The sequence below is a fragment of the Nocardia inohanensis NBRC 100128 genome, from assembly GCF_001612945.1.
In the GTDB taxonomy this organism is placed as follows: Bacteria; Actinomycetota; Actinomycetes; order Mycobacteriales; family Mycobacteriaceae; genus Nocardia; species Nocardia inohanensis.
Genome location: NZ_BDBK01000002.1, coordinates 1,017,749 through 1,036,784 on the forward strand (window position 1 = coordinate 1,017,749; position 19,036 = coordinate 1,036,784).

Below are 19,036 nucleotides of genomic sequence, written 5' to 3' on the forward strand. Positions count from 1 at the left end.
CCGCGTCGGGCGCTACCTCGGAGTTCTCCGATTCGGGGCGGAAACGGGGATGGGGTTTGTACAATCCCCGCTGAAGTGAAATGTGGACACTTCAGAATCTGATTCGAGGTAGTGACGATGTCTGTTTCCCGGGGTATGTTCGCCGCGCGTGCCGTGACGGCCGTGATCGGCGGGGTGCTGCTGCTCGGTACGGTGGCGGCCTGCGGCGGTGAGAAGGCGTCCGGCGGATCGGAGGCCACGCCCACGACCACCACCGCGGTCGTCGCCCCCGCGGCGCCCACGGCCACCTCGGTCGCGCCCGCGCCGACCACCGAGGCTCCGGCCCCCGCGCCCGCCGCCACCGAACCGGCCGCGCCCGCCGCTCCCGCCGCGCCCGAACCCGTGGTGACCCAGCCGGCCGCCGCACCCAAGCCCGCCCCGCAGACCCAGCAGGCGCCGCAGACCCAGCAGGCCCCGCCCACCCTCGACGTCCCCGGTTTCGAACCGCGCGCCGGATACTGAGAGGGACAAGGGAATTCAGGTGTTCGGCAAGAGTGGACGCTGGCTGTGCGCCGCCGCGGTGGCGGTCACGGCCTCGGTGACGGGGGCCGCGAACGTGGGGGCGGGTCCGGCCCCCGAGGGGAAAGAACTTGTAGTACTGGGTGATTCGTTCACCGCCAACGCCTGGGACTTCATGGACGAGGGCAATACCTGCCTGCGCCGCGGCAAGAACGCCTTCCCCGCGCAGCTGGGCAAGCTGATGGGCGTCTTCGGCACCGATCAGATGGTCGATGTGTCCTGTCCGGGCGCTTCGATCGACAGCGGACCCGGCTGGAGCATGGCTCAGGAGGCCAAAAAGGCCGATGAGGCAGGCGGTTTCGGGCCGCGGACCAAATTGGTGACCCTGCAATTCGGCCTGAACGATCGCTGGGGCGACTCCGACCAGACGCTCTGGAAGTCCCTGCAAACCTGCGTCTTCAACCTGGCGGAGGGCTGCGGTCCGGAGTCGGTCGCGCAAGGCCGGATGACCGACTACAACGGCGTCTCCGCGGCCCTGCTGGCGTCCCGGATGCGCAATACGGTCGCCTACATCCGCTATTACGCACCCAATGCCCGCATCGTCCTGGTCGGCTACCAGGAACTCTTCCCCGTGGGCACCGAGACCATCTGCCTCAACTTCTTCGGCGTCGCACCGTTCATCCAGCCGCGGGGCCGGGCCGTGGTCGAGTACTTCGAACGCATCGACCAGGCTCAGCAGGATGCCGCCCGCACGCTGGGCATCGACTTCCTCGACGCCCGGACACTGACCGCCGGCCACGGTCTGTGCAGCGCGCAGCCCTGGGTGAACGGCGTCTTCGATCCCCGCACCGATCTCGACGGGCTGTTCTTCCACCCGTCGAGTCAGGGTGATGCGGTGGTCGCGAACGCGATCTACCAGAAGTACGGGAAGTAGCCCCTACATCGGGTAGATGGCGTGCTTGCGCGGGTTGAATTCCGGCTTGACCGGCGGCTTGTCCCGCAGCAGGCGCAGCGCCTTGCGGATTTCGAGACGGGTGGTCGAGGGTTCGATCACCGCGTCGATGTAGCCGCGTTCGGCGGCGATCCACGGGGTGGCGATGTTCTCGTTGTACTGGTTGACCAGGAACTCGCGCGCCGCGGCGCGATGTTCCTCGGCCACCGCCGCCAGCTGGCGCTTGCCCAGTAGATCGACCGCGCTCTCCGCGCCGATCACCGCGATGCGGGCGGTCGGCCAGGCGAAGCTGATATCGGCCCCGACCTGCCGGGCCGCCATCATGCCGTACGCGCCGCCGTAGGACTTGCGCACCACCAGGTTGATGATCGGCACCGTGGCTTCGATGATCGCGCGCGGCACCCGCCCGCCCCGAATGATCACGCCCGCTTCCTCTTCCGACAGCCCCGGCAGCACGCCCGGGGTGTCGGCGACGAACACCAGCGGAATATTGAAGGCGTCGCAGAGCCGGATGAAGTAGGTCGACTTGTCCGAGCAGGCCGCATCGATCGAACCGCCCAGCACCAGTGGCTGATTGGCGATCACGCCCACCGGATAGCCGTCCACGCGGGCGAACCCCGTGATCAGGTTGGGTGCGAATGCGGCCCGGACCTCGTGGAATTCACCATCGTCGAAGAGCCGCAGCAGGATCTCGTGCATGTCGTAGCCGGCGCGATCGGAGTCCGGGATGATCTTGTCGAGCTCCAGATCACTCGCCGTGATCTCCGGCTCCAGACCGGGATTCACGATCGGCGGCTGCTCGAGACAACTCGTCGGCATGTAGCTCAGATAGTTCCGAGCCCACTCGTAAGCCGCCTCCTCGGTCTCGGCCACATGGTGCAGCGTCCCGCGCCGCGCCTGCACCGCCGCCCCACCGAGCTCCTCGGCGCTGACATCCTCACCGTTGACGGCCTTGATCACATCCGGCCCGGTGACGAACATGTACGAATCCTTGGTCCCGATCAGCACATCGGTATTGATCGGCCCGTACACCGACCCCGCCGCGCACTTGCCGAGAATGATCGAAACCTGCGGCACATACCCCGACAGCTTCTCCAGCACCCGCGAGATATCGCCGAACGAAGCGATGGATCCCACCGCATCCTGAATCCGCGCCCCACCCGAATCGTTGATCGTCACCACCGGGCACGCATTGTCGTACGCGAACTTCAACGCCCGCATGAACTTCTGCGCCGAAGTGACACCCACCGACCCGCCGTACACGGTCTGATCATGCGAGATCACCACCACCGGCCGTCCCCCGATCAGCCCGTGCCCGGTGACCAGCCCATCGCCGTAAAGCGCGTCCTGCTGCCCCGGCTGCCGGGCCAGCGCCCCGGTCTCGACGAAGGTGCCCCGATCGAGCAGCATCTCCACCCGTTGGCGAACACTGGGAATCCCCTTCTTCGCCCGCTTCGCGACCCCGGCCTCACCCGCCGGTTCCGCAGCGATCTCCAGGATCTTTACCAGTTCATCCAGCTTCGCCCGCGTACCGATCACGCCTACTGCCACCTTCCAGCCAACACTTGTGCACCCGCGAGGTTAGGCGGTCTCGGCGTGTCGTGGGGCGTCGAAGTGGATCAAAGGGACGAATCACAGATAAACGTGATCATCTTCGAGCTGGACGACTATCGAGGGGGCAGTACCGGGGAGTCCCAGGCGCGGGCGTAGCGGCGCTTGTCGAGGGCGTTGGTTTCCTTGCTGCGGTAGACGACGTAGGGGCGGACCAGGTAGCCGATGGGGGCGGAGAACATGTGGACCAGGCGGGTATAGGGCCAGACGCCGATGAGGGTCAGGACGATCAGGCCGTGGGCTTGGAAGGTCCAGGGGGTGCCGACCATCAGTTCCGGTTCCGGGTGCAGGGTGAAAAGGGAACGGAACCAGGGGGATACGGTTTCGCGGTAGTTGTAGGTGCCCCAGAGCAGGTTGCTGCCGACCGTATTCAGCAGGCCCGTGATCAGCGCACCGGCCAGCAGGACGTACATGAACTTGTCGTTGGTGGTGGTGGCTTTGCGGACCGCGGTGACGGTGCAGCGGCGGTAGAGCAGGATGGCGATGCCGGCGATTACCGCTATGCCGGCGACGGTTCCGGCCGAGACCGCTACCACGTGGTAGAGGTGTTCGGAGATGCCGACCGCCTCGGTCCAGGACTCGGGGATCAGGACGCCCAGGACGTGGCCGCCGATCACGCCGAGCATGCCGAAGTGGAACAGGGGGCTGCCGAGGCGGAGCAGGCGGGATTCGTAGACCTGGGAAGACCTTGTGGTCCAGCCGAATTGGTCGGTGCGGTACCGCCAGAGGTGGCCCAGGATGAAGGAGGTGAAGGCCACGTAGGGCAGCATCAGCCAGAGGGTGGGGGTCATCGACGGGCTTCCGATCCGGTGAAGCTGACGGGGTCCATGGCGAAGGGGTCGAGGCCGACCTCTTCCTCGGGTGGGCCCTGGGCGGCCAATTCGGCTATGCGGCGGCGGTCGGCGGTGGTCACCGGGGGGAGGGTGGCGGTTACCGCGCCCAGGACGCCGGAGTACGGGGATCCGGTGTCGGACAACGAGAGTCGCAGCAGTTCCAGCACGGGGACGTGTTCGCCGAGCAGGCGTTCGCCGCCGATGGGGTCCACGGTGGCGGCGAATTCGAGCAGCACCGCCAGGTGGTCGGGGAGTTCCTCGTCGCCCAGTTCGACGCCCGCGTGACGGTAGGCGTGTTTGAAGCGGAGCAGGGCCATGCCGCGCTTACGGGTGTCGCCGTAGGCGTAGAAGGTGAGGTGCAGGCTGGCGCGGCGGCGCATGTCGAAGGTTTCGACGTACTCCTGGGCCAGCGCGATGGGGGAGGTGTGGCGAAGGTGGTCCAGGATCGGATTCAGCTGGGCTCGAACCGATTCCGGCAGCTCGGCAACGACCGCGGCCAGCTCGTCGACCAGGGCCAGCGTCTGCTCGCCGGGGTAGTCGAGGAGCAGGGCGGCGGCGCGCCAGACCACGCGTCGCTGCTGGTCGGTCATGCTCACCGCCGGTTCGGGGCGGCGGCGCAGCTTGAGCAGGCTCATCGCGGGGCTCCGGTGGGTTCGGGAGCCGTCGATTCGGCGTCGGTGGCGGCGTGACCGTTGGCGCCGTTGCCGTTCCCATTGCCGCCGTTGCCGTTTCCGCTGCCGGGCAATAGACCGTCGGTCTTCTTGCCGTCCCAGTTGAGCAGGTTGATGCGCGACGACTTCGCGTCCGGCGCAGCGCCATTGGTGTCGGAGAGATGGAACTTCTCGGCGACATAGTCGTAGGCGGTCATGCCGGGGCCGCCGTCGGTATCGAGCGAGCAGCCCGTGGCGAGCGAATCCAGTTCGTGCGCACGGGAAGTCGCGCCGGAGGGAATCACGTACCGGTGCTCGTACTTCGCGATGGCCAGCAGCCGGTACATCGCCTCGATCTCTTCGGGCTCCAGGTTGACCGCCTCCGGAATGGAGAGGTCGGGCTCCTGCCCGAGGTTGATCGAGCGCATGAACGACCGCATGCCCGCGAGTCGTTGCAGCGAGTCGCGCACCGGCTCGATCTCACCGGCGGTGAACAGTTCCGCCAAGTACTCCACCGGGATTCGCAGCGCGTCGATGGCCCCGAAGAGGTTGCTGTGATCCTCCCCGTCGTGCCCGGTCTGCGACAGCACATCCACCACCGGCGACAGCGGCGGCACGTACCAGACCATCGGCATGGTGCGGTACTCCGGATGCAGCGGCAGCGCGATCTTGTAGTCGACGATCAGCTTGTAGACCGGCGAATCCTGGGCGGCCTGAATCCATTCCGGCGAGATACCGGCCCGCTCGGCCTCGGCGATCACGCGCGGGTCGTGCGGGTTGAGGAACACGCCCAGCTGTGACGGGTACAGGTCCTTGTTCTCTTCGACCGAGGCCGCTTCCAGGACCTTGTCCGCGTCGTAGAGCATGACGCCGATGTAGCGCAGCCGCCCGACGCAGGTCTCCGAGCACACGGTCGGAATGCCGACCTCCACGCGCGGGTAGCAGAAGGTACATTTCTCCGCCTTCCCCGTCTTGTGGTTGAAGTAGATCTTCTTGTACGGGCAGGAGGACACGCACTGCCGCCAGCCACGGCACTTGTCCTGATCGACGAGCACGATGCCGTCTTCGGAGCGCTTGTAGATCGCCCCGGACGGGCAGGCCGCCGCGCAGGAGGGGTTGAGGCAGTGCTCGCAGATGCGCGGCAGGTAGAACATGAAGGTCTCTTCGAACTCCAGCTTCACCTGCTCGGACAGCTTGGCCAGCAAGGGATCCTTGCCGACCTGCTCGGGCCCGGAGCCCAGCGAGTCGTCCCAGTTCGCACCCCAGGTGACATCGGTGTTCTCACCGGTGATCAGCGACTTGGGCCGCGCGACCGGGGTGGTGTCCATCTGCGGGGCGGACAGCAGATTGTCGTAGTCGTAGCTCCACGGGTCGTAGTAATCCGACACGGTGGGCAGATCCGGGTTGGCGAAGATATTGAGCAGCCGCTTCATTCGCGACCCGGACTTCAGTGACAGGCGGCCCTTCTTGTCGCGAACCCACCCGCCCTTCCACTTCTCCTGATCCTCGTACCGGCGCGGATAACCCTGCCCCGGACGGGTTTCCACATTGTTGAACCAGACGTACTCGGTGCCGCCACGGTTGGTCCACGCCTGCTTGCAGGTGACGGAGCAGGTGTGGCACCCGATGCACTTGTCCAGGTTCATGACCATGGCGAGCTGAGCCATGACGCGCATATCAGTACTCCACTTCCTGCGAGCGCTTACGAATGGTCGTCACTTCGTCGCGCTGATTTCCGGTGGGGCCGTGGTAGTTCAGGGCAAAGGATTGCTGGGCGTAACCGCCGATCAAGTGCGAAGGCTTGATCATGATGCGGGTCAGGGCGTTGTGGATGCCGCCGCGCTTGCCCTTGCCGGCCTTGGTGTCGTCCGCGCCTTCGATGCGCGGCACGTTCACCGCGCGGTCCTGGGCGTGGTACATGAAAACCGTGCCCTCGGGCATGCGGTGCGAGACGATGGCGCGCGCCACCACGATGCCGTTGCGGTTGATCGCCTCGATCCAATCATTGTCCGCCACACCGATTTTCGCGGCGTCGACGTCGGACATCCAGATCGCCTGGCCGCCACGGGAAAGCGTGAGCATGTGCAGGTTGTCCTGGTACGCCGAGTGGATCGACCACTTGGAGTGCGGCGTCAGATAGCGCACCGTCACACCGTTCTCGCTCACCTTGCCGATGCCCGGCTCACTGAACAGCGCGGTCATATCGAGGGGCGGCCGGTAGATCGGCAGCTGCTCGCCCAGCTCGACCATCCAATCGTGGTCGAGATAGAAGTGCTGCCGCCCGGTCAGCGTGTGCCAGGGCTTCTTGCGCTCGACATTGATGGTGAACGGCGAGTACCGCCGTCCGCCGGTCTCGCTGCCCGACCATTCCGGCGAGGTGATGACCGGAACGGGGCGAGCTTGAGTGTCGGCGAACGTGATTCGCTTGCCCTCGTGCTCGGCGGCCAGATCGGCGAGCTGGGTGCCGGTGCGCTGCTCGAGCGCGTGGAACCCCTCCACCGCGAGCCGCCCGTTGGTGGTGCCGGAGAGCGCCAGGATGGTCTCCGCGGCATGGGTGTCCTTGGCCAGCGACGGACGCCCCTGTGCGATACCGGAAACGACGGTCCCGTTGATGCCCTTGAGGTACTCGACCTCGGCGTCGGGAATGGTGGTGACGGCCTTGGTGGTCACCCCGAGGGTCTCGACGAGCGGACCCAGGGCCGCCATCTTCTCGGCGACATTCGGGTAGTCGCGTTCGACCACAACGAGTTTCGGCATGGTCTTGCCCGGAACGGGCTCGCATTCGCCGTACTTCCAGTCCAGCACCTTGCCGCCCGCCTGCGCCAGCGCGTCGGCGGAGTCGTGCTGAAGCGGCACGGCCACAATGTCCTTGCGCACGCCCAGGTGCTTCTCGGCCAGCCACGAGAACCCGCGCGCGATGCGGTGGAACGCCTCGAAGTCGGTCTTGGCCTCCCACGGCGGCGAGATGGCCGGGGTGAAGGCGTGCACGAACGGATGCATATCGGTCGAGGAGAGATCGTGCTTCTCGTACCAGGTGGCCGCCGGGAAGACGATATCGGAGAAGAGCGTCGTGGAGGTCATGCGGAAGTCCAGCGACAGCAGCAGATCCAGCTTGCCGGTGGCGGCCTCCTCCCGCCACTCCAGCTCCTGCGGCCGCACCCCGGTGGTTTCGCCGGTCTGGAGGTTGGAGTCCGCGCCCAGCAGGTGCTTGTGGAAGTACTCGTTGCCCTTACCGGAGGAGCCGAGCAGGTTGGCGCGCCACACGGTGAGCACGCGCGGGAAGTTCTCGGGAGCGTCGGGATCCTCGCAGGCGAAACGCAGTTCACCCGACTTCAGGCCCTGCACGACGTAATCGGCGGCCGGAATGCCCGCGGCTTCGGCCTCGTCGGCGAGGTCGAGCGGATTGCGGTTCAGCGTCGGGTAGGACGGCATCCAGCCCAACCGCGAGGCCAGCGCGATATTGTCGGCCGCCGTCCGCCCGGCGAAGCGCCCGTCGCCCAGCGGCGAGGCGAAGGCTTCGGAGGTGAACGGGTCGTACCGCCACTGATCGTTGGTCAGGTACCAGAACACGGTGCCCTGCATCTGGCGCGGCGGCCGCTGCCAGTCGGAGGCGAAAGCCAGTGTGGCCCAGCCGGTTACCGGTCGGCACTTCTCCTGTCCGACATAGTGCGCCCAGCCGCCGCCGTTCACGCCCTGGCAGCCGGTGAGCAGGGTCAGGGTGAAGAAGGAGCGGTAGATCTGATCGGAGTGGAACCAGTGGTTGGTGCCCGCGCCCATCAGGATCATCGAGCGGCCCTTGGAACGCATTGCGTTGTCGGCGAATTCGCGGCCGATGCGTTCGGCCTGCTGGGCGGGGACGCCGGTGATCGATTCCTGCCAGGCGGGGGTGTAGGGCTCGCTCGCATCGTCGTACCCGGTCGGCCAGGAGCCGGGCAGGCCCGGCCGCGCGACACCGTATTGCGCCAGTAGGAGATCGAACACCGTCGTCACCCGCTTGCCCGCCACCACGGTGGTCGGCACGCCGCGGGTGAGCACATCCGCGGCGGGCCCGTCGAAGCGGGGGAACTGCACGGCCGCAGCATCTTCGGTGTGACCGTGCAGGGTCAGCAGGGGATCCACGTCCCCCAAATCCAGATTCCACTTGCCCTTGCCGGCCTCGGTGAAGCGATGGCCGAGCGAACCGTTGGGCACCCGCGGATTACGATCCGCGTCCAGCAGCACCGTCTGATGCTCGACGCCCTCACCGGTGTGGCCGAGGTCGGCCGCGGTGAGGAACTTGCCGGGCACCGCGACGCCGTCCTTGTCCTCCAGCGTGATGAGGTACGGCAGGTCGGTGTAGCGCTTGACGTAGTCGGTGAAGTACGGAGTTTCCTTGTCCACGAAGAACTCTCGCAACGTCACGTGACCCATGGCCATGGCGAGCGCCGCGTCGGTGCCCGGTCGCGCGGCCACCCATTCGTCGGCGAACTTGGTGTTGTCGGCGTAGTCGGGGGAGACCACCACGACCTTCTGGCCGCGATAGCGGGCCTCGGTCATGTAGTGCGCGTCCGGGGTTCGGGTGACCGGGACGTTGGAGCCCCACATGATCAGGTATCCGGCGTCGAACCAGTCCGCGGACTCCGGCACGTCGGTCTGGTCGCCGAAGACCTGCGGCGAGGCCACCGGCAGGTCGGCGTACCAGTCGTAGAACGACAGCATCGACCCGCCGATGAGCGAGACGAAGCGCGCGCCGACGGCGTGGGAGACCATCGACATGGCGGGGATCGGGGAGAAGCCGGCCACCCGGTCCGGGCCGTACTTCTTGATGGTGTGCACGTGGGCGGCGGCGGCGATCTCGGCGGCTTCCCACCATTCGGCGCGCACGAAACCGCCCTTGCCGCGGGCATGTTTGTAGGTCCGGGCCTGCTCCGGATCCTCGACGATGGCTTCCCAGGCCAGCACCGGATCCTTGAGCCGCTCCTTGGCCTCCCGGTACAACTCCAGTAGCGCGCCGCGCACGTACGGGTAGCGAATGCGGGCGGGGGAGTAGGTGTACCAGGAGAACGACGCGCCTCGCGGGCAGCCGCGCGGTTCGTACTCCGGCTTGTCCGAACCGACCGACGGGTAGTCCGTCTGCTGCGATTCCCAGGTGATCACACCGTCGGAGACGTAGATCTTCCACGAGCACGATCCGGTGCAGTTGACACCGTGCGTGGACCGCACCACCTTGTCGTGCGCCCATCGATCCCGGTAGAACTCGTCCGCGCTGCGGCCGCCGGTCTTGTGCACCGTGCGCAGATCGCTGGAAACCTCACCGCGATTGAAGTATTTTCCGAGCCGAAGCAGGGCATCCGCAGACGAAGATGCGGTATTCGTGTTAGCCATGACGCCCCTAACAAGTGTGAAAAACCGGGCTGCTGGATCGACTGTAAAGACGTCCCAGCAGCCATCAAAACGGTTCTCTCACAGTGCGCTCGAGGGGATTGTGAGCTGTGAGGTCGGCGCAACCTCCCGGTCACTGGACGGTAGCCCCCGGGGTTCGCAAGGGTAGCGCTGACCTGGCGAAATGTCTTCGGAACGCGTGAAATGCTGCCACTGCCAGGCGTTTCGGCGCGCCATCGGTGAAGCTTTGGAAACGGCTGGTTCTTCGACGGTTTACATTTGTTAACACGTTTTCCGGATAGCCGGGAAGTTGCGGCATTGCCCTACCGGCGCTGCCGGAGGCGGCACAATAGGGTGCGAACATGCAGCGATTCGAGGGCACGATCGCAGCCGCGAACGGTGGCGGCGCGTATATCCCCATTCCCACCGAGATCATCGCGGCGCTCGGCGGCGGCGGTCGCATCCCGGTCCGGGCCACCTTCGACGGCATCGCCTACTCGGCGACCAGCTCCGCCTCGGTATCGAGGGCTCGGCGGGTGTCCTCGTCCACGCCGATCGCACCGGGGCGGTAGGTGACCGAACGCAGTGCGCCGGTGTACCGGAAGACGCCGCGCCGTTCGCGCAGTTCCCACGCGACCGGACCGCGAGCGTCGAGACCGACGGAGATGCCGGTCCACGGCGCCATGCCGACCAGTTGGACGCGGTCGGGCAGGTCGGCGGCGCGAACGCCGTCGATGCCGATGCCGAAATCCCAGCGCAGGTGCGGGCGGACGGTGGCGGAGACGGTCAGCAGGCGGCTGCCCACCGGAACCGGGCCCGCATCGGCGACCGTGTAGCGGCCGTAGGCGTTGTAGCCGAACAGGAGTCGGCCGGTCTCGATGTAGAGCAGATAACCGCCCTGGGGGTCGCCGTGAGCGACCAGTACGCCCTCGTCGCCGGGGCGATAGCCGTCGAGTTCGATCGCGATGGTGAAGTCGCGGTAGGCGATCAACTGCTGGGAGCGGTAGCGCTCGAGGGTCGGGGTGCCGGGCAGGATGCGCACCTGATCGCGCAGCCGGGATTCCTCGGGGCGGCGGCGGGCCAGGTCCTTGCGGGTGACGAGCGGGAAAACCGTATTGTGCCAAGCTGATTCGTCCCAGGCGGCAGCGAGTTCGGCGGCCTTCTCCGGGAACTGCGCCGAGACGTCGTGGAGTTCGGTGGGGTCGGTGCGGACGTCGAAGAGCTGCCAGTGCGGGTCGTCGATATCGCGGCCGGGTTCGTGCAGGGCCAGGAGTTTCCAGCCGTCGCGATAGAAGCCGCGGTGGCCGGTCATCTCCGAGTACTGCTCGGTGTGCCGGGTGTGAGCCTCGGGGTCGCGGAGTACATCGACCGCCGAGACGCCGTCGAATTCCTTGGCGGGCAGGCCATTACGAACCGTCGGGCGTTGCAGTCCGGCCAGCTCCAACAGGGTCGGGGCGAGGTCGGTCACGTAGGTGTACTCCTGGCGAATGCCGTTGTCCCCGGCCGTGCGCGGCAGGCCCTTCGGCCAGGAGAGCAGGAAGGGAACGCGGACGCCGCCGGCGAAAGTCTGGCCCTTGTAGAAGCGGAACGGGGTGTTGGAGGCTTGCCCCCAGCCGCGCGGGTAGTGCACGCCGAGCTTGGCGGTGCCGATCAGTTCGTCGTCGTGCGGAACGTCGCGCTCCCAATCCGGTTCGTCCACCTGGGCGAATTGCGCGAAGTAGGTGCGGGTGCCCTCGGGGCCGCCCTCGGCGGTGCCGCCGTTGTCGGAGGTGAAGACGATGATGGTGTTGTCGAGTTCGCCGAATTCTTCGAGGGTTTCGACGATCCGGCCCAGGCTCTGGTCGATGCTGTCGACCATGCCCGCGTACACCTCCATGTAACGCTCGAACCGGGACTGCTGCTCCGGGGTGAGCGAATCCCATTCCTGCGCTTCGTATCCCGGCTCGGTATTGCGCGGCTTCTGCTGGGTGCCCTCGGGGAACAGGCCCTGTGCCAGCTGGGACGCGAAACGGCTCTGCCGCAGGCGATCCCAGCCCTCCTTGTACTTACCGCGATACTTGGCGAGGTCCTCGGGCTTGGCCTGCAACGGCCCGTGCATGGCGGTGTGCGCGAAGTAGAGGAAGAACGGTTTGCCGGCGTCGTGCGCGCGGAGATCCTTCAGATACCCGATGGCGCGATCGGTGTAATCGTCGGTCAGGTAGTAGCCCTCGGGGTACTCCTCGAAATCCACCGCCGACGCATCGGAGATCAGCTGATTCGGATGGTAGAAGGAGTTCAGCCCCTCCAGCGACCCGTAATAGCGATCGAATCCGCGCTGTGTGGGCCAGGAATCGCGGTGCGAGGCCGGGTGCAGCGTGGCATCGCGGACCAGATGCCATTTCCCGACCGCGTAGGTGGCATAACCGTTGGCGCGCAGGATCTCCGGCAACGTCAGCACATCATCGGCCAATTCCAGCCGCAGCCCCGGATAGCCGGGATCGGCATTGGCGACGAAACCGAAGCCCGCGCGATGGGAATTGACACCGGTCAGCAATGCCGCCCGCGACGGCGAGCAGAGCGGCGTGGTGTGAAAGTTGGTGAGCCGCAAACCTTCGGCGGCGAGGCGATCCAAAGTCGGGGTGTCGATCTCGGAGCCGAACGGCCCGATATCGCTGTAACCCATATCGTCGACCAGCACCACGATGATATTGGGCGCACCCTCCGGGGCCTGCGGAGGGTAGAGCCATTCCGGCGTGGATTCGGCGGTGGTGCGGCCGATCTCGCCGGTGAAGTTTTCGTAGCCACGAGCATGAGGGGGGACAGGCATGCTTTCAGCAAAGAACCGGATCCGGCCTGCTCGCCAGGGTTTGATTCTGGCTGCGCGCAACCGCTGATCGCCCGCTCACCCGCTGTTAGCGTCGCTCACCATGCACACCGGTCACCTTTGCGCGCCCGGCGCCGACTGTCGTCTTTGTGCCTGACGCGCAGGCCCGCGCGTCCCCTCCGCTCTCACAGTCCCCCAGGTGCTTTCGGCACCCCCGCCGCGTAGTGCGGCTCGTATCTCGAGGATTTTCCATGACTTCGTCCCCCGGCGGACTCGATCGTCGTCGTTTCCTGCGCTCCTCGGCCGTGGCGGCCCTGGCCATTTTCGGCGGCGGCGCGCTCGCGGCCTGCAATTCGGCGGTCGAGCAGGCCAAGGGCGGCGGCGACGACAATGCGCAGCCGGTCAAGGGCGGCACCCTGAAGTACGGCGTGCAGTTCGATCTGGTGCCCGCGAACATTCTCACCAATACCGGCACCACGCCCTGGGTGGTCGGTCTGGTCTTCGAGACGCTGGTCCGGTACCCGCACGACAAGCTGGAGCCGCAGCCGCTGCTGGCCAAAAAATGGACGCTCGCGCCGGACGGGCAATCCATCACCCTGGAATTGCGCGATGACGTGAAATTCCACAGCGGGCGCGCGTTCACCTCCAAGGATGTGGAGTTCTCGCTGCGCACCTACGCCGATCCGAAATGGTCGGCGCAGCTCAAGAGCACCGCCGCGGCCATTACCGGATTCGACACCACCGACCCGCACAAGATCACCCTGACTTTGGCGCATCCGGTCGGGAACCTCTTCGATCTGCTGGATACCGCACCGATCCTGGACAGCGAATCGATCGAACAGCTGGGCAGCGGCGAGAAGATCGTCGGCACCGGACCGTTCCGGTTCGTCAGCCGGATCCCCAACTCGCAGTTGATTTTCGAGAAGAACCCCGCGTACTGGGTGCCGGAGCGGCCCTACCTGGATCGCGTCGAATTCAGTGTGATCAGCGACAATCAGGCGCAGCTGAATGCCCTCAAGTCGGGGCAGATCCAATTCGCGGACGGCATCAGCTACCGCGACAACGAGAACCTGGCCAAGACCGACGGTTTCAAGGTGATCCCGTACGAAGGCGCGGAATTGCAGCTGTACGTCGGCGCGAACGTGCAGGATCCGGCGCTCGCCGACGTGAAACTCCGGCAGGCGATCGCGTACGCCATCGACCGTGAGCGGATCATCGCCGAGGTGTTCCGGGGTGCGGGCTACGCGCTTAATGTGCCGTGGCCCAAGAACTCTCCCGCCTACGACGAAACCCGCAACATCCGATTCAAGCGAGATGTCAACAAGGCCAAGCAGATTCTCTCGGGCCTGCCCAAGCCGCCGAAGCTGCCGCTGGCGTTCAATGCCGGCGTCTCCACCTATGAGGCGACCGCGCAGATCGTGCAGGCCAATCTGGCCGAGATCGGCATCGACACCGAATTGGTGCCCACCGAGAACGCCACCTTCGTCAAGCAGCTGATCGGCGCGCAATTCCCCGGCCTGTGGATCACCGACCATTCCTGGGCGCAGTTCGTGCCCTCCACCCTGACGGTCAGCGCCTACCCGTTCAATGCGCGAAAGAATGCCTCCCACTACGATTCTCCCGCCTACGTAGCCGCCGCCGACACCGCCTGGAAGCTGCCCAGCGGCACCGGACCGGACGCGGTCAAGGCGTATCAGGCGCTCAGCGACCAGCTCCTGGACGGGCTGTTCCTCATCGAGATCGGCGTGCGCTGGGCGCAGGGCGCGACCAGCAAGCGGCTGCACGGCGTCGGCTGGACCAAGCGCCGGGAACTGGATCTGCGAGAGACCTTCCTGGCATGATCGCCTATCTGCTGCGCCGGGTGCCGTCCGCGCTGGCGGTGCTGTTCGGCGCTTCGGTGCTGATCTTCCTGCTGCTGCGGCTGGTGCCCGGCGATCCGGCGACCACCCTGGCCGGGCCCGACGCCACCCCGGAGACCATTGCGGCGATCCGGCATCAGCTCGGCCTGGACCGCAGCTGGCCCGCGCAGTACCTGACCTGGCTGCACGGCGTGCTCACCGGTGACCTCGGCCGCTCCTACATCATCGGCGGCCAGATCTCCGACCTGGTCGGGCGCGGGCTCACCAACACCCTGGTGCTCACCGCCGCCGCGCTACTGCTGGCCGTCGTGGTCAGCCTCGCGGTCAGCGTCTCATCCGTGCTGTGGGACAGGCGCTGGCTGAATGCCATTGTGGCGGCGGCGAATACGGTCGCGGTGGCGGTGCCGGTCTTCGTGACCGGCGTGCTGCTGGTGCTGGTGTTCGCCATCATCCTGCCGGTGCTGCCGGCGGGCGGCATCCCGCCGCGGGGCTTCGCCGCGCAACCCGATATCACCGTGCAGTACCTGCTGCTGCCCTCGATCTGCCTGGCGCTGCCGGTCGCCGCCGCCCTCACCCGATTCCTCACCGAATCGCTGCGCACCGAACTCCGCAAGCCGTACGTACTGACCGCGCGGGCGCTCGGCATCTCGCACCGGCAGATCGTCACCCGGGGCGCGCTGCGGAATGCCCTGCCCACCATGCTGACCGCGCTCGGCATCCAGACCGGCCAGCTGCTCGGCGGCGCGGTGCTGGTCGAGGCGGCGTTCGCCTGGCCGGGCATCGGGCAGCTCATCGAACAGGGCATCAACCGGCGCGACTATCCGGTGGTGCAGGCGCTGCTGCTGTTCTCGGTGGCGGTGTTCGTGGCGATCCAGCTGACCACCGATATCGTGCACGCCTGGCTCGACCCGCGCATCCGGATCGGCGGCCGGGCATGAGTGAACTCGTCATCGCACCCGATACGGTGGCCGAGCCGATCGACATCGTCGGGCGGGAATCGAATCCGTCCAAGCCGCTGCTGCGGGCGCTGACCCGTGGTCAGGGACTGGCCGGCGTGCTGCTGGTGGGGCTGATCGCTGCCGCCGGGTTGTTCGCCGGAGTGCTCACGAAATACGGTCCGCTGGAACAGATTCCGGGCGCGAACCTGCTCGGTCCGAGCGGCGAGCACTGGCTCGGCACCGACAATGTCAACCGGGACGTGTTCACCCGCGTGCTCTACGGCATTCGCATCAACCTGCTCATCTGCCTGATCGCCGTGCCATTGGGCGCGCTGATCGGCGCCCTGGCCGGACTGCTGGCCAGCGTGAACACCGTCGCCGACGTCATCACCCAGCGCGTCTTCGATCTGATCCTGGCGTTCCCGGCGCTCATCTTCGCCATCGCGCTGTCGGCCGTCACCGGCCCGGGCGCGCACGCGGTGATCATCGTGATCGTGGCCGCCGAGATCCCGATCTTCGGCCGCCAGATCCGCACCGCCATCCTCGCCGTCCGCGAACAGCCGTTCGTGGAGGCGGCCGAGGTGATCGGCGCGGGCACCTGGTGGACACTGCGAAAGCATGTGCTGCCCAATGTGATCGAGCCCTTGGCCGTGCAGCTGGCGCTCTCCATGTCGCTGGCGGTGTTCGTCGAGGGCGCGATGAGCTTCATCGGTATCGGCGTCCGCCCGCCGGACCCGTCACTGGGCTCCATCATCGCCGAATCCATCGGCGATCTGGACGCCAATCCGGCGTTCGCGGTCGGACCGCTGCTGGTGGTCTCCGGCCTCACCCTCGGATTCCTGTTGATCGCCCAGGCATTGGGCCGCGCCCGGAGGATCGGATGAGCGACGAAGACCAGCGGCCCCTGCTCGAAATCCGCGACCTGGTAGTGCGCTTCGGCGAACGCGTCGTGGTGGACCGGGTGCATGTCGAAGTCGGTCGCGGCGAAACCGTCGCGCTGGTCGGCGAATCGGGTTCGGGCAAGTCACTGACCGCTCGTGCCGTACTCGGGCTGCTCCCCGACGGCGCGCGAGTGGATGGCTCGATTCGCTTGGGCGACAACGAGATCGTCGGCGCGAGCGACGCCGAACTGCGCCCACTGCGCGGCACCCGTGCCGCCATGGTGTTCCAGGAACCGCAGACCGCCCTGAACCCGGTGCAGAAGATCGGCACCCAGATCACCCAGGCGCTGCGCGCGCACCGCCCGATCGGCAAGGCCGAGGCCCGGGCCCGCGCGGTCGAACTGCTCGGGCTGGTGGACATCCCCGAACCCGAGAAGCGCATCGACTGGTACCCGCACCAGCTTTCGGGCGGTCAGAAGCAGCGCGTGGTCATCGCACTGGCCCTGTCCGGCGAACCCGATCTGCTGATCGCCGACGAACCCACCACCGCCCTGGATGTCACCGTGCAGGCCGAGATCCTCGAACTGCTGCGAGATCTCCAGCGGCGCAACGACACCGCCATCCTGTTCATCACCCACAATCTCGGCGTGGTCGCGGCCATCGCGGATCGCGTGGTGGTCATGAACGCCGGGGAAATCGTCGAAACCCGTACCGTGCACGACCTTTTCGCCGATCCGCGCGAGGAGTACACCCGCACCCTGCTGGCCGCGGTGCCCACGCTGCCGAAGGAGCCCGCCGCCCTCGATATCGTGCCGCCGCCCGCGAGGTCCGAACCCGAACCCGAGCCGGTGCTGCGCCTGAACCATGTCTCCGTGGTCTACCGTCAGGGCCGCAAGCACTTCCAGGCCCTGCGCGACGTCGCCCTGACCGTGGCCCCGCGCGAGGTGATCGGCCTGGTCGGCGAATCCGGTTCCGGTAAGAGCACCCTGGGCCGCACCGCACTCGGCCTGGTCCCGGCCACCACGGGCGAAGTGGTCCTCCAGGGCACCCCGCTGACCGGACTGTCCGCACGAGAACTGCGCGGCCTGCGCAAACAGGTCGCGCTGGTGCACCAGGACGTCACCGCCTCGCTGGATCCCCGCCGCACCCTGGCAGACTCCATCGGTGAACCGCTGCTGGTCCATCGCGTCGCCTCGGGTGCACTGCTCCGGTCCCGCGTCGGCGACCTGCTCGAATCGGTGCGCCTGCCACGCGATTACGCCGGCCGCCGGCCCGGTGAGCTCTCCGGCGGTCAGCGGCAGCGCGTCGCACTGGCGCGTGCGCTGGCCTTGGCCCCGCGCCTACTGGTCGCCGACGAGCCCACCAGCGCCCTCGACGTCTCGGTGCAAGCGCAAGTCCTGGACCTGTTTTCGGACTTGCGCGCCGAATATGGCTTCGCCTGCCTCTTCATCAGTCATGATCTGGCGGTAGTGCATCAGGTGGCCGATCGCGTGGTCGTTCTGAAAAGCGGTGAAATGGTGGAGACCGGCCTGGTCGGCGAGGTTTTCGGGCAACCGCGCCAGGATTACACTCGCCGATTGCTGGATGCGGTGCCCGCACCGGATCCGGCGCGACGGCGGCCGGAAACTCCGCCGCGCGCACTGGCGCTGGGCGCATAGGGATTTCCTGACAGGATTCCCCACTGATACAAACAGGGACAGTTTTCAGCACGCCTCCTACCACGCGATCGTGGAACCATCCCCACTGAATCTGTACTCGGCCGTACCTCGACGGGGGTGGTTGTGGCCGGGCGAAGTGAAGGAGGCTGCGGTGGTCGCGGATGCGGCGTGTGGGCGGGATTCTCGGGAAATCGAAGCTCCGAGTTTCGGGAATCTGCTGCGGCGGCTGCGTGACGATCGGGGCCTTTCCCGCGAACGCCTGGCTTTCAACGCGGGCGTGAGCGCGAGTTACATAACGCATCTGGAGAAGGGTGAGCGTGGCAATCCGACCCGTGAAGTGGTCGAGGCGCTCACCCGATATCTCGATCGCCTGGAACCGCTGACCTTGGCGGTGCGCCGGCAGCTGAGCGATCTGGCGGGCCTTTCCACCTCGGAATTCCCGACCGTGGAGGAGCTGCGCGCGGCCATCACCCCGGGCATGCTGAACATGCTCGAACTCCATCGTCCCAATCTCGCCGCCTACCTCGACACCCGCGCGAATCTGCTGGCCAGCAACGAGAATTGGGACGATGCCTTCCCCGGAGTGCGCGAGGACGGGAATATGCTGCGCTGGTTCTTCAGCAATGAGCTGGCGACCCGCGTACTGGTGAATTGGGATTCCGATGTCCGCCAGGTGGTGCGCTGGATGCGCGGATTGATCGGGCGCTCCGGCAATACCGAGGGATTCACCGAACTGCTGCACGAACTCGGCGAATATCCGAAATTCCGGCAGGTGTGGGCCGAGGGCGGGGTGGAGTTCGCGCCGCACGTCTGGAGCCTGCAACTGCGCAACCCGGTGACCGGGTTGCGGCGGAAGTTGTACGCGCAGAGCGGTCGTCTCGACGGCGCTGTCTTCCCCGGGCACATACTCGCGATCCTGGGTCTGCCGGTCGTCTGAGCCCGGGGGCCGCTCGTTCGCCACGAGTTGTCCGGCCCGGAGTTTCCGGAAAGTT

14 protein-coding genes are annotated in these 19,036 nt (G+C 66.7%); 8 read left to right on the plus strand and 6 right to left on the minus strand.

The genetic code is table 11. From position 1 onward, the window contains the following. Positions 1-117 precede the first annotated feature (117 nt). A complete protein-coding gene (locus NI1_RS37850) occupies positions 118-501 on the plus strand; it encodes a hypothetical protein (RefSeq protein WP_157535042.1) in 384 nt (127 codons plus the stop codon). A gap of 19 nt (positions 502-520) precedes the next feature. Further along, on the plus strand, positions 521-1,432 hold the full coding sequence (locus tag NI1_RS10935; protein WP_067817589.1) for an SGNH/GDSL hydrolase family protein: 912 nt from the start codon (positions 521-523) through the stop codon (positions 1,430-1,432). 3 nt (positions 1,433-1,435) lie between these two features. Here the strand turns inward: NI1_RS10935 and NI1_RS10940 are convergent, their stop codons facing one another. From NI1_RS10940 to NI1_RS10960, 5 genes are all read right to left on the minus strand, one after another. Further along, positions 1,436-2,989, minus strand: a complete 1,554-nt coding sequence (locus NI1_RS10940; RefSeq protein WP_067817592.1) for an acyl-CoA carboxylase subunit beta — start codon at positions 2,987-2,989, stop codon at positions 1,436-1,438. Between the two features lie 128 nt (positions 2,990-3,117). Further along, positions 3,118-3,852, minus strand: coding sequence for a respiratory nitrate reductase subunit gamma (narI, locus tag NI1_RS10945; protein WP_067817595.1), 735 nt, complete (start codon positions 3,850-3,852; stop codon positions 3,118-3,120). Further along, positions 3,849-4,529 (minus strand): nitrate reductase molybdenum cofactor assembly chaperone, encoded by a 681-nt coding sequence (gene narJ, locus NI1_RS10950; RefSeq protein ID WP_067817598.1) that lies wholly within the window; start codon positions 4,527-4,529, stop codon positions 3,849-3,851. The genes narI and narJ overlap by 4 nt, the downstream gene beginning before the upstream one ends. Next, on the minus strand, positions 4,526-6,211 hold the full coding sequence (gene narH, locus NI1_RS10955; RefSeq protein ID WP_067818226.1) for a nitrate reductase subunit beta: 1,686 nt from the start codon (positions 6,209-6,211) through the stop codon (positions 4,526-4,528). The genes narJ and narH overlap by 4 nt, the downstream gene beginning before the upstream one ends. A gap of 10 nt (positions 6,212-6,221) precedes the next feature. Further along, complete coding sequence (locus NI1_RS10960) at positions 6,222-9,908, minus strand: nitrate reductase subunit alpha (RefSeq protein ID WP_067817601.1); 3,687 nt, start codon at positions 9,906-9,908, stop codon at positions 6,222-6,224. 359 nt (positions 9,909-10,267) lie between these two features. On the opposite strand from NI1_RS10960, the gene NI1_RS10965 reads away from it, so the two are divergent. After that, entirely contained in the window at positions 10,268-10,477 is a 210-nt protein-coding gene (locus tag NI1_RS10965) for a DUF1905 domain-containing protein (protein WP_067817604.1), read from the plus strand. On the opposite strand, the gene NI1_RS10970 is transcribed toward NI1_RS10965, so the two are convergent. Continuing rightward, positions 10,399-12,711, minus strand: a complete 2,313-nt coding sequence (locus tag NI1_RS10970; protein ID WP_067817608.1) for an arylsulfatase — start codon at positions 12,709-12,711, stop codon at positions 10,399-10,401. The two genes, NI1_RS10965 and NI1_RS10970, sit on opposite strands and share 79 nt — an antisense overlap. A gap of 248 nt (positions 12,712-12,959) precedes the next feature. On the opposite strand from NI1_RS10970, the gene NI1_RS10975 reads away from it, so the two are divergent. From NI1_RS10975 to NI1_RS10995, 5 genes are all read left to right on the plus strand, one after another. Further along, positions 12,960-14,549 carry an ABC transporter substrate-binding protein gene (locus NI1_RS10975; protein ID WP_067817611.1) on the plus strand — a complete coding sequence of 530 codons (1,590 nt, stop codon included), beginning with the start codon at positions 12,960-12,962 and terminating at the stop codon, positions 14,547-14,549. Beyond that, on the plus strand, positions 14,546-15,505 hold the full coding sequence (locus NI1_RS10980; RefSeq protein WP_067817613.1) for an ABC transporter permease: 960 nt from the start codon (positions 14,546-14,548) through the stop codon (positions 15,503-15,505). The genes NI1_RS10975 and NI1_RS10980 overlap by 4 nt, the downstream gene beginning before the upstream one ends. After that, positions 15,502-16,389: an ABC transporter permease gene (locus NI1_RS10985; RefSeq protein WP_084522902.1), complete on the plus strand. Its 888-nt coding sequence runs from the start codon at positions 15,502-15,504 to the stop codon at positions 16,387-16,389. The genes NI1_RS10980 and NI1_RS10985 overlap by 4 nt, the downstream gene beginning before the upstream one ends. Further along, positions 16,386-18,044 (plus strand): dipeptide ABC transporter ATP-binding protein, encoded by a 1,659-nt coding sequence (locus tag NI1_RS10990; protein ID WP_067817616.1) that lies wholly within the window; start codon positions 16,386-16,388, stop codon positions 18,042-18,044. Before NI1_RS10985 ends, NI1_RS10990 begins: the two co-directional genes overlap by 4 nt. A 151-nt stretch (positions 18,045-18,195) precedes the next feature. Next, complete coding sequence (locus NI1_RS10995) at positions 18,196-18,981, plus strand: helix-turn-helix domain-containing protein (RefSeq protein ID WP_169815561.1); 786 nt, start codon at positions 18,196-18,198, stop codon at positions 18,979-18,981. Positions 18,982-19,036 lie beyond the last annotated feature (55 nt).

Bases quoted from the DNA above. Each gene is read 5' to 3' on its own strand.
- NI1_RS37850 (WP_157535042.1), top strand. From the start codon at position 118: ATGTCTGTTTCCCGGGGTATGTTCGCCGCGCGTGCCGTGACGGCCGTG.
- narI (WP_067817595.1), bottom strand. From the start codon at position 3,852: ATGACCCCCACCCTCTGGCTGATGCTGCCCTACGTGGCCTTCACCTCC.
- narJ (WP_067817598.1), bottom strand. From the start codon at position 4,529: ATGAGCCTGCTCAAGCTGCGCCGCCGCCCCGAACCGGCGGTGAGCATG.
- narH (WP_067818226.1), bottom strand. From the start codon at position 6,211: ATGGCTCAGCTCGCCATGGTCATGAACCTGGACAAGTGCATCGGGTGC.
- NI1_RS10960 (WP_067817601.1), bottom strand. From the start codon at position 9,908: ATGGCTAACACGAATACCGCATCTTCGTCTGCGGATGCCCTGCTTCGG.
- NI1_RS10965 (WP_067817604.1), top strand. From the start codon at position 10,268: ATGCAGCGATTCGAGGGCACGATCGCAGCCGCGAACGGTGGCGGCGCG.
- NI1_RS10970 (WP_067817608.1), bottom strand. From the start codon at position 12,711: ATGCCTGTCCCCCCTCATGCTCGTGGCTACGAAAACTTCACCGGCGAG.
- NI1_RS10975 (WP_067817611.1), top strand. From the start codon at position 12,960: ATGACTTCGTCCCCCGGCGGACTCGATCGTCGTCGTTTCCTGCGCTCC.
- NI1_RS10980 (WP_067817613.1), top strand. From the start codon at position 14,546: ATGATCGCCTATCTGCTGCGCCGGGTGCCGTCCGCGCTGGCGGTGCTG.
- NI1_RS10985 (WP_084522902.1), top strand. From the start codon at position 15,502: ATGAGTGAACTCGTCATCGCACCCGATACGGTGGCCGAGCCGATCGAC.
- NI1_RS10990 (WP_067817616.1), top strand. From the start codon at position 16,386: ATGAGCGACGAAGACCAGCGGCCCCTGCTCGAAATCCGCGACCTGGTA.